This is a genomic window from Pseudoalteromonas sp. K222D (assembly GCF_017653575.1).
Classification (GTDB): domain Bacteria; phylum Pseudomonadota; class Gammaproteobacteria; order Enterobacterales; family Alteromonadaceae; genus Pseudoalteromonas; species Pseudoalteromonas nigrifaciens.
This window is the reverse complement of record NZ_JAGGDL010000037.1, coordinates 1-14,262: the sequence shown is the minus strand read 5'-3', so window position 1 is coordinate 14,262 and position 14,262 is coordinate 1. Positions and strand designations below refer to the sequence as shown.

Sequence of the window (14,262 nt, the reverse complement as noted above, 5' to 3'; positions counted from 1 at the left end):
GATGCCTCATGAAGTTAATTTATTTATTGCCATTACTTGCGTTTACCTCGCCCATATTGGCTCAACAAAAAGCACTGCCAGCACCCCTTAAGTTAGTTACAGAGCAAGGCGGCGAAATAGTCAGCGAGTTTGCAGCGCCTGCCAACATGAAAGGCTATGTTGCCGACTTTAAAGGCCAAGTTATTACTTTATATATCACCGCCGACGAGCAATATTTATTTACCGGCCCTATGCTTGACGCCAATGGTAATAATGTAGGAGAGCAAGCAGCAAACGACTACGCTACAGGCCCTAAAGCGCAAAAAGACTGGCAAACATTAGAGAGTAGCCATTGGATAGTCGATGGTTCAGCCAAGGCAAAGCGAGTAATTTATACCTTCACTGATCCAAACTGCCCTTACTGCAGACAGTTTTGGCAAAATGCGCGTCCTTGGGTGGATGCGGGTGAGGTACAAATACGCCATATTTTAGTGGGTATTTTAAAAGCCGACAGCTTAGGCAAAGCGGCGGCTATTATGAGTGCAAGCAACCCTGAAGAAGTGTTAAAAAAGTTTGAAAACGATAATTTAGCGCGTACATTACAGCCGCTAAAAAATCCACCTGAGCACATAAATGCGCAATTAATGAAAAACCATCAAATAATGATGGGGGTTGGTGCCAGAGCCACCCCCGCTACTTTTTATCACGATGCTAATGGTGCGGTAAAAATGCAAATGGGGTTACCGCCTGCCTCATTAATGACTGAGATCCTCGGCCCACTGCCAAGTAAGCCAACCAAGTAAACAACCAACCAAGTACATAGTGTGCAACGTCAAGCCGGTAAAAGTTTTACCGGCTTTTTTATAAATAACGTTAAACATTGTTACACTTTGTTATTTACATAAGCTATTCAGTAAGTTATCGACTTTATTAATCGGCCATTAAGTTTGGCGCTGTAGACTTAGCAGCAATTTTTGACCCGCTATTGACCTTTATTGATAGCGCTGCCGCTAAGTATCAAAAGCGCATAAAACGGAACCGCACACTGTCATGAGTACTTGCAATAATCGCCCCTTTTCACTACCAGCATTAACATTTATAAAATCAGCGCTGTGTTTATCTGTTTTATCTGCCATAGGTAGCGCGTATGCGGCGCAACCAGCCATACCTGTTAAAAATAATGCCGATATAGAAGTAATAGAAGTACGAGGGATTCGCTCCAGTATGGCCGAAAACCTCGACATTAAACGCATGTCTAGCTCAGTTGTTGATGCTATAACCGCAGAAGATATTGGTAAGTTTCCAGATAAAAACGTAGCCGACTCATTGCAACGTATACCAGGGGTAATGATTGAGCGTGATGGCGGCGAAGGCGCATCGGTAAGTATTCGTGGTTTGTCGTCTGAGCTTACTTTTACTCAGCTTAACGGTAATTTTATTGCCTCGTCACCAGGCGAGCCTTCGCGTTCGTTTGATTACACGCTACTCCCTTCAGCCATGATAGCCAGTGTTGAGGTATATAAATCGCCCGAAGCGCGTTTAGATGAAGGTGGTGTAGGCGGCACAGTATTAATGCATAGCCGTAAGCCGCTTAGCATGGAGGCAAACTCTGGAGTACTCAATGTTGAAGGTACTTACAGTGATGTAACGCAAAACAGTGAGCCACAACTAACCGGTTTATATTCTTGGAAAAACGATGCAGAAACGCTTGGTTTTTTAGTAGGGTATACTCGCCAAGAGCGCACCAACCGTACCCTCTCTGGTGGCACCGATGCCAATGTGTGGCGCTACACAGGTGATGGCCAACCGGTAGATGTAAATGGTAATGCGGTAAATAACAATAATAGCTGGGATACAATTACCGATACCAATGGTAATAATTATGATGGCGTGTGGTTTCCACAAGTCGTGCGCGGCTCGGTACTTAATGAAAAACGTGAACGTGAAGGCATACAGTTTAGTACGCAGTGGCGTCCAACTAATCGTGTAGAAATAGGATTAAACTATTTTGGCTTTACGCTGGGGCAAAACAGAACTGAGTCGGTTATTGATATGCCAGAGTGGTCGTTAAATCCCGATTACCTAACCGATGTGAACTTGGATGAATCGGGCACGATTGTTAATGGTATGCAGTTTGATGCTACAGCGAGTGGCGCACAAGGTGACATGCAGTTTCCGTGGATGCGTGGCAGTTATCTTCGTGAGGAGTCGAGTTCAGATACCTTCGATTTTAATTTAACTTACGAAGGTGATGATTTTAAAGCGCGCTTTGTTGCGGGCAATACTCGCTCAAAAGGCGGCCCAGAAGAAAGTTGGGAGGCCGCCTATAAAAGCTCAAATGCCAGCGAAAACCCAACAACCATTGAAAACGCAGCGCAAAATGCTGGTTGGCAACTTGATAAAAACGATGTAACCCTCAATATAGACCCAAATACACTGGCTAATTTACTCAGTGGCGTAGGCGGTGGGCGCGATCCGGGTTCATCAAACTCAAGCTTTGTACGCAGCGAGCTTGAAGAAAGTTACTACCAAGGCGATCTAGATTTTTACACCGATTGGGGTTTTTTAACAGCCATTAAAACCGGCGTAAAATACCGTGAAGCCACATTGCACCGCGAAACCGGTAATACCTTCTTTTTAGATCCTAGTTTTGATATTGCCGCCGGGGAAGCCAAAGAGGGCGGCATAACCCGCTTTGATAGTTACCAGTGGAATAACGGTATGCCGGCAGCGCAAGATGTTTTTATTAACCAAGGCAATATTGCAGGTGGCTTTAATATAAACCAAATGCCCAGTATTGATTGGGATAAATACCGCGATATGATTACCAGTAACTACGTGCCTTACACCCGTATGGAAGACAACTTTGTATACGATATAGAAGAAAAAATAGCGGCTTTTTATCTGCAAGGTGACTTTGAATTTAATCAAGTTAGAGGTAATTTAGGGGTACGGGTTGTACGCAGCAAAACCATGAGTGCTTCTACCGATTTATATACCTACTTTTTAGATCATACCAATGATGAAACAGGGGAGCCTGTTACCGGTGATGATCGCTCAGTCGAGGATTACCAACTTGTAGTGCAACAAAACACCGACACCCAAGTACTGCCTAGCTTTAACATTGCCTGGGATGCCACAGATGACTTAGTTATTCGTGGCGCGGTTGCTAAAGTAATGTCGCGCCCCGATTATGCTGATTTAGGCGCGCAGCAACGCATTAGTTATATTTCAGACGAGTGGGCACAAGACAGAGCCGATTTTAACGAGCAACCTGGCTTTAGTGGCAGTGGCGGTAATAAAAACTTAAAATCGTTTATATCGGTACAAGCCGATTTATCTATCGAATACTATTACGCTGAAGGCTCAGCAATTGGCTTAGCGCTGTTTCATAAAAAAGTTGATAACTTTGTAGTGCCAGTGGTAATTAACGCCCAACAAAACTTTGCTGGTAAAGACGGTATTGTAGAGGCGGGTAATATAAATATTACTCCTTACAGCACAGTAGGTAATGGCACTAACGCGGTATCTAAAGGAGCCGAGGTGTTTTTGCAACATGCCTTTGATAGCGGCTTTGGTTTTTACGCTAACTACACCTATAACAAAACCAATAAAGCAGAAGTAACCGTAGATGGCGAAGCATTTGGACAATCGCCACTGATCGGCAGTGCTAAGTATCAATATAATACTTCGGTTTATTTTGAGGGTGATGATTTTAACATACGTGCCTCATACAATAAGCGCGGCGAAACGGTACTGGGCTTAAATAGTGGCTTAAACGTGTACCAAGACCCATATGATCAAGTTGATGTTAATGCCTCAATTAACTTATACGAAGGCCTTAGTTTTACCGCAGCAATTATAAACTTAACCAAGTCAGAGTCGGTTACCCGTTTAGGTAACGATAGTGACGCACGGTTACTAAACTCAAGCTACTCGGGCAGGCGTTATTACGCTGGGTTTAACTACAGCTTTTAAACTGCTCCCTAAAGCAACTTTTAATAAGCCGGCTTAAACATAAAGTTGGCTTATTATTTGTGTTTACCTTGTTTCTTAACGGTATGAATACTATGATGAATTTATAATTAAAATTGAGTAATCACCGCGAGTAACTAATATTGATAACCTATCAGCCTTTAATTAATGACTCTGCGTCCTTAATCGAATTTACCCGCATTTATTTAGCCGTTTTTTATACCTTTGTAGCGGGGTTCTACACGGTTAGAATACTCTATAAAAACAGCAATACACCATCGGGAGTAATTTTTACAGGGAAAAAATATTGCGCTAATTGGTGGAATCACTTCGTTTTTCGTTTTTTTAGAGCTGCTATTTGGTTGGTGTGTGTTGTAAGAGTATTTATACCTGCAACCGATAACTACCTCGGAATTTTTGTGCCGTTAAATACATGGCCAGGCGTAATGCTAGGTAATGCTTTATTAACTGTTGGTTTTATATTAACTATGGTGGTGCATTTTAATATGGCATCACTTTGGCGTTCAGGAATAGACCCACAAGGGCCCGATGAGCTAAAAGTAAACGGCTTTTATGCGTATTCTCGTAATCCTATGTATTTAGGCGTTGCTGCGGCGCAGTTAGGCTTTTTTTTAGCATTGCCGAGTGTGTTTAGCTTAGTGTGTTTACTGGTTGGGCTTACTGCGTTATATCGTCAGGTGTTGATTGAAGAGCAGCATTTGGTGAGCATATTTAACACCCAATATAAAAAATATAAAGAATTAGTACCACGTTGGTTATAGCGCTAAGGCTTAGCAATTATTAGGTTTAACATATAGTTCAATAAATGTTTTTTTAGCAATGGGTCTTGAAAATATATACCCCTGAATATAATCGCAATTGAGCTGTTCTAAAAGTGCGTATTGCTCTTGAGTTTCTACCCCCTCGGCAACCACTTTAACCTTTAAGTTATGGGCCATAGTAATAATAGCTTTAATGAGTGCAATGCTATTGTTATTGCTCTCTATGTCGTTAATAAATGAACGATCTATTTTAAGTATGCTTATAGGAAGCCGCTGTAAATAAGAAAGCGATGAATAACCAACGCCAAAATCATCAATAGCAATATCAATACCTATTGTATTTAAACGTTTAAATTGGCTTTGAATTGGCGAGTCAGGGATCATTAAGGTATTTTCGGTTACCTCAATTAAAATGGTGTGTGCGGCTAATTCATATTGCTTACTTGCCTCGACCCACAAGTCAACCCAGTTGCCGGCACGGTCAATTTCTAATGGTGAGGTATTAACACTAATTTGCATTGGTATTTCACATACGTCATTAAATTCTATGGTATCGCGTATTGCCTGTAATTTTACCCAGCGGCCAATATCACAAATTAAGCCATTTTTTTCAGCGATTGGTATAAAATCATTTGGGCCAATTAAGCCTCGTATAGGGTGATTCCAACGTATTAATGCCTCTGCTTTTTGCACTGTTTCACCATCAATTGAAAAAATAGGTTGGTAGTAAAGCTCAAACTGCTCTTCTTTGAGGGCAACTCTGATTTCTTCTATTAAAAGCCGTTTTTCTATGGCTTGTTCTTCAATAATATACGAGAAAAACTCATAACGATTGCGCCCTTTACTTTTAGATAAGTACATAGCCTGATCAGCGCGTTTTACCAGTTCTTCAACAGTACAACCATCATCAGGGAAAAATGCGAGACCTATACTGGCGGTAATATAAATAGGCTCTTTTTTTATATGGATACATTGAATTAAACTGTTTTTTATTGTTTTAGCGATTTGTTGTGCAGTACTTAAATCGTCAACACCTTCTAAAATAAGTGTAAATTCGTCGCCTCCAAGGCGAGCCACCGTGTCGTTATTGCGCACACAACTTTTTAGTCGAGTTGCTACTTGATGTAACAATAAATCGCCGTAGTCATGGCCAAGGCTATCGTTTACTTCTTTAAAACCATCTAAATCAATCAAAATAAGCGTAAAGGTCATATTTTTAGTGTTTATTAAACTTTGTAGTTTTTCGTAAAAATAGCGCCTATTGGGTAGATCTGTGAGGCCATCTTGATATGCAAATTTGTGGAGTTGTATGTTGGCGCTTTCTAGCTCTTTTGTACGTAAGCTAACTTGTTTTTCTAAGGAGTTTTCTCGTTGCTCTATTGTATATAGCATATCGTTAAAACAAGCGGTAAGTTGGCCTACTTCATCTTCAGAGAGTTGTTTTGCGCGTAAACTATAGTCGTTCGATGTAGTTATTTTATTTGCGGTTTGCGCTAAGTATAAAATAGGGTTTAAAAAACGTCGTCTTAGTAATAACGACAAAAGTAGGCTAATTACAAAGGTAAAAATTATTAATATAATAATAAATTTAGTATAAAACTCGCCTCGATCATTTATGTAACTATTATTCGTGCGTATTTTTAGCTCACCATAATACTGTGAATCTAACGAAAGCGCTGTCGATACTTCAAAGCTGTGCTCAACCGCTTGGCTATGTGCTAACGCGGGCGCTATTGCAAGCTGCTTACCAAAGGCACTATTTACAACAACCGATACAATATCTGAACGAATAAGGATAGGGTTTATTAGTTCTTGTACTGCGTCGGTATCGTCAAACATGAGCGCGGTAGTAATATTGGGGGAGAGTACCTTTAACAGCGAATTTAGGCTTTTTGCTTGCTCTTCTTTAGCATTTGCCATTTCATATGCACTAAATACAATTGTTACTGTAGCAGTTGAAACTAAAGCAACACTCATTAAAATAAAGAGCAATTTTTTATTCATTGTATTTAACTTAAATAGCTTTCTCATTTGTTATCCCTTAACAATACGAGCAAGGCGTAGTACTTTTGAGCTCATGGCTATACCTGCTTCTTCGAGCTTTTGAGGGGCAATTTCAAAACGAACTTTACCACCTGCTAAAAAAAACCTAATTTGCCCACCGTTTTTAATAAAAGTTTCGGCTTCGCCTACGAGCATAATATTCTTATAAGATAGCTGTTGTGCACTGTGCCAATTTGCTGCTGTACTTGAAGTAATAAACAGCATATGACAGCTATTAATTGATATTTGATCCAATGCTACATGTTTATTTTGAATGGGTTGTTTGTTTATTGAACGACCTTTTAAAGTCGTGCTTGCTGTATCTACAAAGTGTTTGTCGGGGCTGCATAAAGTGAAATACTCACGCTGGGAGAGCGAATTATGCCATTGGCTGAATCGTGCAAAATTATATAAAAAAGCAGCTTTCAATTGATACTCTTTTTCCATAGCATAACTACTTGTGCTCGGTAACAGCATTAGTGTTATTAAAAGGCTTTGGGGTAAATATCTTAATTTAAGCATTGTTTTAACTTAAAACGTCATGGCAATTGTAAGTGAAATACTTTTGTCTATATAAGTTGGTATTGTATACGCTTCGTTTGTGTTGTGAAATTCAAGGTGAGAGTCGGCAAATAAGTTTTTAGCCGATAGTTTGCCTAACCACTGTGAATTTATTTGCCAATTCCAGGTAAGATCCAGTGCAGTGTAGCTATTTGTACCGTATGCGCTAGAATTTTCTGATCGCAATACAGCAAGTATATTATGGCCATTTAGCGGGGTGTAATTGGCTTTAGCAAAAACTTGCCTATTTATTGAGTCATAGCCAATAGTGGGTATTGTATTTGGCGGTAAATCGTAAGTAAAATCGGTATAACTATAACCAAGCTCTGTATTAAGTGTATCAAGGGCTTGCCATGCAAATACAAGATCAAGCCCATCTGTTTTGGCTTCTGCAACAGCAACTAAATCTAAGTTAAGTTGGGTGGTTGTAAGTACTTGAGCTGCTTGTGTGAATTTTCCTGCTTGCAACAGTGCTTGTACTGGAAAAAATTGTGCTACTTGATCAGTCGGATCTGTACTTAGAACCACGACATCTTTTGCATCAGTACGATACGCTGAAAAATCGACAGACCAGTTTGCATCACTAAATCGATAGCCGAGCTCATAAGATAAATACTTTTCTGATTCTACCTTGTCATTGCCGTTTAAAAATGTTGCCACCCTATATTCATCGATTGCAGCAATCCCCGTTGTTGTTTGTAATATTTTGCTTGTTTCGGTTCCGCTTACTTTAAAGCTATAGTCATACTCCAAAAGTGCAGGAATACGTACACTGCGTGAAACAGCGCCCCATGCGAGGTGTTTTTTGGTCAGTTTATAAGTAAACCTTGCAGAGGGTTGGTTTTCCCAACCAGTTAAATCGTTATGATCAAGTTTGGTGCCAACAATTAAGGCGAGCTTTTCTGGAATTAAGTCATACTGAAGTTGTAAAAGGCCCCCATACTGTTTTAAATGCTCAATCCCTTTATCATAATTAAATAGTAAGCCCTCTTTTGATACAACATCGTTGTAACGGTAGCTTAACCCCCAATCTAACTGTAAAGAGTTGTGAATAAAGTTCATTTGATAATCTATATCTAAAGACTCAAAATCTTCTTTTAAATATATTTCGGTACCACGTTGTTTAAGCCACGATACTTGTAACATCTGATTCGCACTGGTAGATATTCTACTATCAATACGAGCCATTAAACGTGAATCGGTTCTTTTAAAGTTTTCGGTAAAAGCTATATTTCTATTTGTTTCATCAACTGCGGCACGTAAGTTTTGAGATAATTTAGAATGAGTTATATCGCCTTGAAATAATATGTTCCAGTTATTACTCGGTGTAAAGTCAGTTCGAAAACCAAGCGAATATTGTTTTTTAGTATCGTGAGGAGTAAGTATGTTATCTCGGTAAATACTTTCACGTTTAGAAGCTTGAGTATTATTTAAGTGGCCGTAAATACGGTAACTTCCATTTCTACTGATATCGTCGCCATAACGAAAATTAACGTCACTGTTTACTTGGCTACCAGTTGTAGCATCTGTATATCCGCCACGAGTATCAAGGCTATTTTTAGTGATTATGTTAATAACGCCATTATTAGCGTTACTTCCCCATAAGAGCCCGCCTTGTCCACGGATAACTTCTATGCGCTCAATATCGTATAGCGGAACATTAAGCGCTTCCCAATATACAGCTGCAAACTGCGGAGAGTATAAGCTTTGGCCATCAATCATTACCAACAACTTGCTTGAAAAACGAGATGCCACACCACGAGATGAAATAGCCCATTGATTGTTATCGAGTTGCCTTACAATAAGGCCGGGTACCATTTTAAGTGCTTCAGGAACAGACGTTGCTCCCGATTGGCTAATTTGCTCTTTATTTAAAACGTAAATAGATGACGCGGTATCAAAAGCCGATTGTGCTCTTTTCATTGCAGAGGTGGTTTGAACATCCATACCCATTAGAGTGTCAAGGTCTAGGTCGCTGTGATTAAACGTTTGGGCCGCTAAAAACGGAGTAATAAAAAGTGTTGTTAATAAAAGTCGTTTTAAAATAATCACCTAGGCGGCTCCCGCACTAATTAAAAACAGTCATTGGTTTTATAAAATATACATTAACACATAAAATTAACATGTGTGACTGGCTAAAGCATCCTTTATGCTACTCAAAAGCATAGATGTTATTTTGTAGTAGGCAAATTTTTATATTTAAGCAAATAGCCTGCTCGAGTAATTATAGAAAAGCACATTTATTATTGTGTGTTAAGAGTTGTTCTTATTAAGATCATAGGTTTAGGGTTAGAGCATAAGGTTAGTATTATTTTTAATACCTTATTTATAAAACGAGCGAGTAAAAATTAACTTTATTTAACAATAAATAAAATGTAACTTTTGTATTTATACCGTTATTGAAAATAATGCAAAAATAAGGTGGTTTATTTTGCATTATTTTTGTGTATACCGAATACTTAACTAGCTTCACCTTGCTTTAGAGGCAAACAAAGTATGATAAAGAATGAGTTAATAGAACTAGAAGATGTACTTGATCTAATGCTTGATGCTGTGTGCGTGGTAAATAAAGTGGGTACGTTTGTATTTGTAAGTGCTGCGTTTGAACAAATATTTGGTTATAAAGCTGCCGAAGTGGTAGGTAAACCTATGATTGATTACGTTTATAAAGGCGATCATAATAAAACCTATAATGCCGTTGCTTCACTTTTGTCGGGCGAAACGACTCATTCACGATTCGAAAACCGCTGGGTTCGTAAAGATGGTCAAATAATACATATTTTGTGGTCAGTGTGCTGGTCATCAGATCATCAAGTAAGAATTGCAGTTGCTCACGATATTACTGAGCGAAAAAAAATGGAAGAGCAGCTTTATTACATGGCTGGCCACGATGGACTGACAGGTTTACCAAATCGCTCATTACTAATGGACAGATTACAGGCTGCAATAGTAAAAGCAGAAAGAGAAAACACACTATTTTCGATATTATTTATTGATATTAATGGCTTTAAAGCTATTAATGATACCTATGGTCATCTTACGGGCGATAAGTTATTGCAAGATATAGCACAGCGTCTTTTAAGCGTAGTAAGAGAATACGATACAGTAGGGCGCTTGGGCGGAGATGAATTTTTGATTGTGCTAGAGGACTTAAGTAGCGCTGGCGATACCACGGCTATTAAGAGAAAAATAATTGGGCAGTTTCAACAGCCATTTAAACTAGATGAGCTATCATTAAGTGTATCTCCAAGTATTGGCATTGCTAATTACCCCACTCATGGAGAAACAGACCATCAATTAATAAAACATGCAGATCAAGCCATGTATAAAATTAAAAGAATGAGTGCCAATAGCATAGATTACCCAGATTAAAATTTAACGCTCAAATAATAAAAAGCAGGGGGTTAAGTAAGCGAGTGAAATATTTAATGTTACCTAACTTGAATTCAAATAATAAGTGCAGAGGTTAGCAATTAATACGTTATATATTACAGGCGCGGGCGTTAGCGCTGCCAGCGGCATTCCTACCTTTAGAGGTGAAGATGGTTACTGGACTATTGGTAGTAAAAACTACACACCAATGCAAATGGCCACACGTGCTATGTATCAAAACGCACCTAAAGAGTTTTTAGCGTGGTATCACCACAGGTTTGCAACGTATAGAAACCACGGCCCTAACGACGTACATTATTGGCTACATGATAAAAACCTAATAACGCAAAATATAGATGGGCTTGATGGTAAAGCCGGAAATAAAAACTATATTGCGGTTCATGGCAGGCTAGATCAAATGACCTTGTTTCATCAACAAGGTGAAAACGTAGAAACGGTGATTACCCCTTGGGATGAAGTAGATGAGACTCATCTGCACATCTCATTATTTGAGGTGTTTAATATTCAAAACCAAGCGCCAGTACTTAATCACTCTTTTAAACCGTTTGTATTATTATTTGATGAATACTACACCGAGTTATATAGAATTAGCGAAGCACAACAACGCATGGTCAATGCCGAAAAAATTGTATTTATGGGTACATCGTTTAGCGTTAATATTACCCAAATGGCGCTGGAAATAGCCCGCGAATACAATATTGCATTAGAAGTTGTAGACCCACACCCAGCGCATATTATACATCCAAATGTAAGTTATAAAAAAATGACCGCGCTTGAATATATTCAGAGTAATTAAAGTGTTAAACAGAGTGTTAGCTCCTTATAAAATAACAATAGTATAATAAAGAGATATAAATGAGTGACTTAAGTGCAATAGCTAATCTATCAATATTATTGGTCGAGCCTTCAGAAGTGCAGCAAAAACTGATAATAAAATCACTAATACAAAGTGGTGTAAAACAAATAGAAACAGCCACAACACAAACCCAAGCTTTAACCCTACTTGCAAATTACCAACCAGATTTAGTAATTAGCAGTATGTACTTAGCTGACGGCACCGCCGATTCACTGCTACAAAACATCAGATCAAACCCGCGCACAGAGCATCAAGCATTTATGTTGGTATCGAGCGAGCGCAATAAAAAATACCTTGAGCAATTAAGGCAATCGGGCGTGTTAGCTATTTTACCTAAACCCTTTACGAGCGAAGCCATTACCCGAGCGCTTAAAGCTACCTTAGATATAATTAGCGAACAAGAAGTAGAGCTTGAACACTTTGATGTTACTTTGCTGCGCGTGTTAGTGGTTGACGATAGTCGCTTTGCTCGTAAACATATTATTCGGGTGCTTGCTGGTATGGGAATACCTGCGCCGGTAGAGGCTGAGAATGGCAAACAAGCAATTGAGCAGCTAAACGAGCAAGCGTTTGACTTAATAGTAACCGATTACAATATGCCGGAAATGGATGGCAGAGAACTAACCGAAGCGGTTAGAGGCTCAAATAGCTACTCGCACATTCCTATTTTAATGGTGAGCTCAGAAGCCAATGAAACCCACCTAGCAAACATCTCTCAAGCCGGAGTGGATGCCATATGCGACAAACCGTTTGAACCAGCAACAGTGAGAGATTTACTATTTAAAATAATGTCTTAACAAGTTTAAGCAAGTACTCGAAGAAATAGCAGTATTTTAAGTTATTAACCTGATCTCTGGTTAAGAGATTTACTAACGTATTGAATCATAGTTATATTTAATTTTATTTTCTCTAGCCAGAGGTTTTCAGTGAAAACAAGGCGAATTTACGCGTCAATAGCTGGCCTATTGCAAGAAAATTCAACGCAGTTAGCGCTGAAAATAGCTGCTTGAGATAAGTTTATTATCCGGAGCTCAGGTTTATTACTTTACCCCTAATATTTAGGGGGTAATCCACCCAAAAAATAATAGAAGCCAAATGTAGAATTTTCTCTTATTGTAAACACAGGAGAAAATTATGAAAAAAGTATATTTTACAGACAGTCAGCTCCTCGCTATTTTGAAACAAGCAGAAAGTGGCGTGCCTATTCCTGAACTATGCCGTGAACATGGTATGGGCAACTCAACCTTTTATAAATGGCGCGCTAAATACGGCGGCATGGATGCGTCTTTAATGACACGAATGAAAGAGCTTGAAGATGAAAATCGCCGTTTAAAGAAAATGTATGCTGAAGAGCGGCTAAAATCTGAGGTCATTCAAGAGGCAATGGCAAAAAAGTGGTAAAGGCTTCTGAGCGCAAAGTATTGGCACATGAAGTCGTTAGCACAAATAAAATGAGTATTGCCTTAGCCTGTCGTACTTTCATGATAAGTGAAACATGCTATCGCTATACGCCAAAACTGTCTGATGAAAATAAGGAAATTGCAGCGTTGCTATTGGATTTAAGCCAATGTCAGCGTAATTGGGGATTTGGTTTATGTTTTTTATACTTACGCAATGTTAAAGGCTACACATGGAATCATAAGCGCGTTTATCGTATTTACCGTGAGCTTGAGTTGAATCTGCGAATAAAGCCTAGAAAGCGCCTAACAAGGGAGAAGCCTGAACCATTGGCAGTACCTGATGGCATTAACGAATGTTGGTCAATGGATTTTATGCACGACCAATTATCTGATGGCAGAGGGTATCGCTTGTTCAATGTGATTGATGATTTCAATCGCGAAGGACTTACAATAGATGCTGACTTATCACTCCCCGCTGAGCGTGTGATCCGTTCGCTCAATCAAATTATAGAATGGCGTGGTAAGCCAAAAGCTATCAGGTGTGACAATGGGCCTGAATATATTAGCCATAAGTTAGCGGAGTGGGCGTTAAATAATAATATTGAATTACGATTTATTCAACCAGGTAACCCGCAACAAAATGCTTATGTAGAACGATTTAATCGTACGGTTAGGTATGACTGGCTAAGTCATTATATTTACAGTGATATTAGTGAGTTACAAGATAAAGCTACCGATTGGTTATGGACTTATAATAATGAACGCCCTAACATGGGCATAGGTGGGATAACACCTATACAAAAACTGGAAAAGTTAAACAACGGAAATTCTACAGATAGCCTCCATTAAAAATGGGTGGATTACCAGGGTATAAAGCAATAAAGAGACAATTTTATTTTTGCTATTTATATACTAAAGTATAAAGGTTAGTAACTCCTGACTACTTTAGCTAAGGACACATTATGTCTGATCCCGATATCAATAATCTCAATAGTAAAGACGCTGCTGGTAAGCAAATAGAGGCAATTGTTGCAGCAAAAAAAATGGCTATAGATGAAATTCTCAAAGAAAAAAGAACTGCAATTGCAGAGATCAGAGCTGAAATGGACTTAGCTATAGATGAAATACTCTGTGAGTCGGACAACCCTGAAGAAGGGCTTAAAGTTAATGATATGGCCGAAGCAGTTAAAAGAAAAGTAAGCGCGCATTTAAGCAGTGCGCTTAGCTATAATCGAAGTCTAGCTGCACATTCCACGGCATTAGGTCGGTAAAA

Annotated in this window: 11 protein-coding genes; 8 read left to right on the top strand and 3 right to left on the bottom strand. The window is 39.1% G+C overall.

Going from position 1 to position 14,262, the window contains the following annotated elements; translation table 11 throughout:
* The first annotated feature begins 8 nt into the window (after window positions 1-8).
* The 3 genes from dsbG to J5X91_RS14845 all read left to right on the top strand — a co-directional run bounded on the left by dsbG (window position 9) and on the right by J5X91_RS14845 (window position 4,736).
* Window positions 9-782 carry a thiol:disulfide interchange protein DsbG gene (dsbG, locus tag J5X91_RS14855; protein WP_208835130.1) on the top strand — a complete coding sequence of 258 codons (774 nt, stop codon included), beginning with the start codon at window positions 9-11 and terminating at the stop codon, window positions 780-782.
* Window positions 783-1,029: 247 nt separating this feature from the next.
* Window positions 1,030-3,957 carry a TonB-dependent receptor gene (locus J5X91_RS14850; protein WP_208835129.1) on the top strand — a complete coding sequence of 976 codons (2,928 nt, stop codon included), beginning with the start codon at window positions 1,030-1,032 and terminating at the stop codon, window positions 3,955-3,957.
* 143 nt (window positions 3,958-4,100) lie between these two features.
* Window positions 4,101-4,736: an isoprenylcysteine carboxylmethyltransferase family protein gene (locus J5X91_RS14845; protein ID WP_208835142.1), complete on the top strand. Its 636-nt coding sequence runs from the start codon at window positions 4,101-4,103 to the stop codon at window positions 4,734-4,736.
* Window positions 4,737-4,745: 9 nt separating this feature from the next.
* Here J5X91_RS14845 and J5X91_RS14840 read toward each other — a convergent pair whose 3' ends face one another.
* From J5X91_RS14840 to J5X91_RS14830, 3 genes are all read right to left on the bottom strand, one after another.
* Window positions 4,746-6,767, bottom strand: coding sequence for an EAL domain-containing protein (locus J5X91_RS14840; protein WP_197107810.1), 2,022 nt, complete (start codon window positions 6,765-6,767; stop codon window positions 4,746-4,748).
* Window positions 6,768-6,770: 3 nt separating this feature from the next.
* Window positions 6,771-7,226 carry a YfiR family protein gene (locus J5X91_RS14835; RefSeq protein WP_244363889.1) on the bottom strand — a complete coding sequence of 152 codons (456 nt, stop codon included), beginning with the start codon at window positions 7,224-7,226 and terminating at the stop codon, window positions 6,771-6,773.
* Window positions 7,227-7,310: 84 nt separating this feature from the next.
* Window positions 7,311-9,392 (bottom strand): TonB-dependent receptor, encoded by a 2,082-nt coding sequence (locus J5X91_RS14830; RefSeq protein ID WP_348272534.1) that lies wholly within the window; start codon window positions 9,390-9,392, stop codon window positions 7,311-7,313.
* Window positions 9,393-9,836: 444 nt separating this feature from the next.
* On the opposite strand from J5X91_RS14830, the gene J5X91_RS14825 reads away from it, so the two are divergent.
* From J5X91_RS14825 to J5X91_RS14805, 5 genes are all read left to right on the top strand, one after another.
* Window positions 9,837-10,712: a sensor domain-containing diguanylate cyclase gene (locus tag J5X91_RS14825; protein ID WP_208835127.1), complete on the top strand. Its 876-nt coding sequence runs from the start codon at window positions 9,837-9,839 to the stop codon at window positions 10,710-10,712.
* Window positions 10,713-10,812: 100 nt separating this feature from the next.
* Window positions 10,813-11,529: a Sir2 family NAD-dependent protein deacetylase gene (locus J5X91_RS14820; RefSeq protein ID WP_208835140.1), complete on the top strand. Its 717-nt coding sequence runs from the start codon at window positions 10,813-10,815 to the stop codon at window positions 11,527-11,529.
* 59 nt (window positions 11,530-11,588) lie between these two features.
* Window positions 11,589-12,386 carry a response regulator gene (locus J5X91_RS14815; protein WP_208835126.1) on the top strand — a complete coding sequence of 266 codons (798 nt, stop codon included), beginning with the start codon at window positions 11,589-11,591 and terminating at the stop codon, window positions 12,384-12,386.
* 337 nt (window positions 12,387-12,723) lie between these two features.
* Window positions 12,724-13,838 (top strand): IS3 family transposase gene (locus tag J5X91_RS14810; RefSeq protein WP_208835125.1). Its coding sequence is split into 2 segments (ribosomal slippage): window positions 12,724-12,976 and window positions 12,976-13,838, totalling 1,116 coding nucleotides; the frame shifts between segments, so codons are not numbered across the junction.
* Between the two features lie 113 nt (window positions 13,839-13,951).
* On the top strand, window positions 13,952-14,260 hold the full coding sequence (locus J5X91_RS14805) for a hypothetical protein (protein ID WP_208835124.1): 309 nt from the start codon (window positions 13,952-13,954) through the stop codon (window positions 14,258-14,260).
* The last annotated feature ends 2 nt before the right edge of the window (window positions 14,261-14,262 follow it).

Bases quoted from the DNA above. Each gene is read 5' to 3' on its own strand.
- dsbG (WP_208835130.1), top strand. From the start codon at position 9: ATGAAGTTAATTTATTTATTGCCATTACTTGCGTTTACCTCGCCCATA.
- J5X91_RS14850 (WP_208835129.1), top strand. From the start codon at position 1,030: ATGAGTACTTGCAATAATCGCCCCTTTTCACTACCAGCATTAACATTT.
- J5X91_RS14840 (WP_197107810.1), bottom strand. From the start codon at position 6,767: ATGAGAAAGCTATTTAAGTTAAATACAATGAATAAAAAATTGCTCTTT.
- J5X91_RS14835 (WP_244363889.1), bottom strand. From the start codon at position 7,226: ATGGAAAAAGAGTATCAATTGAAAGCTGCTTTTTTATATAATTTTGCA.
- J5X91_RS14825 (WP_208835127.1), top strand. From the start codon at position 9,837: ATGATAAAGAATGAGTTAATAGAACTAGAAGATGTACTTGATCTAATG.
- J5X91_RS14815 (WP_208835126.1), top strand. From the start codon at position 11,589: ATGAGTGACTTAAGTGCAATAGCTAATCTATCAATATTATTGGTCGAG.
- J5X91_RS14805 (WP_208835124.1), top strand. From the start codon at position 13,952: ATGTCTGATCCCGATATCAATAATCTCAATAGTAAAGACGCTGCTGGT.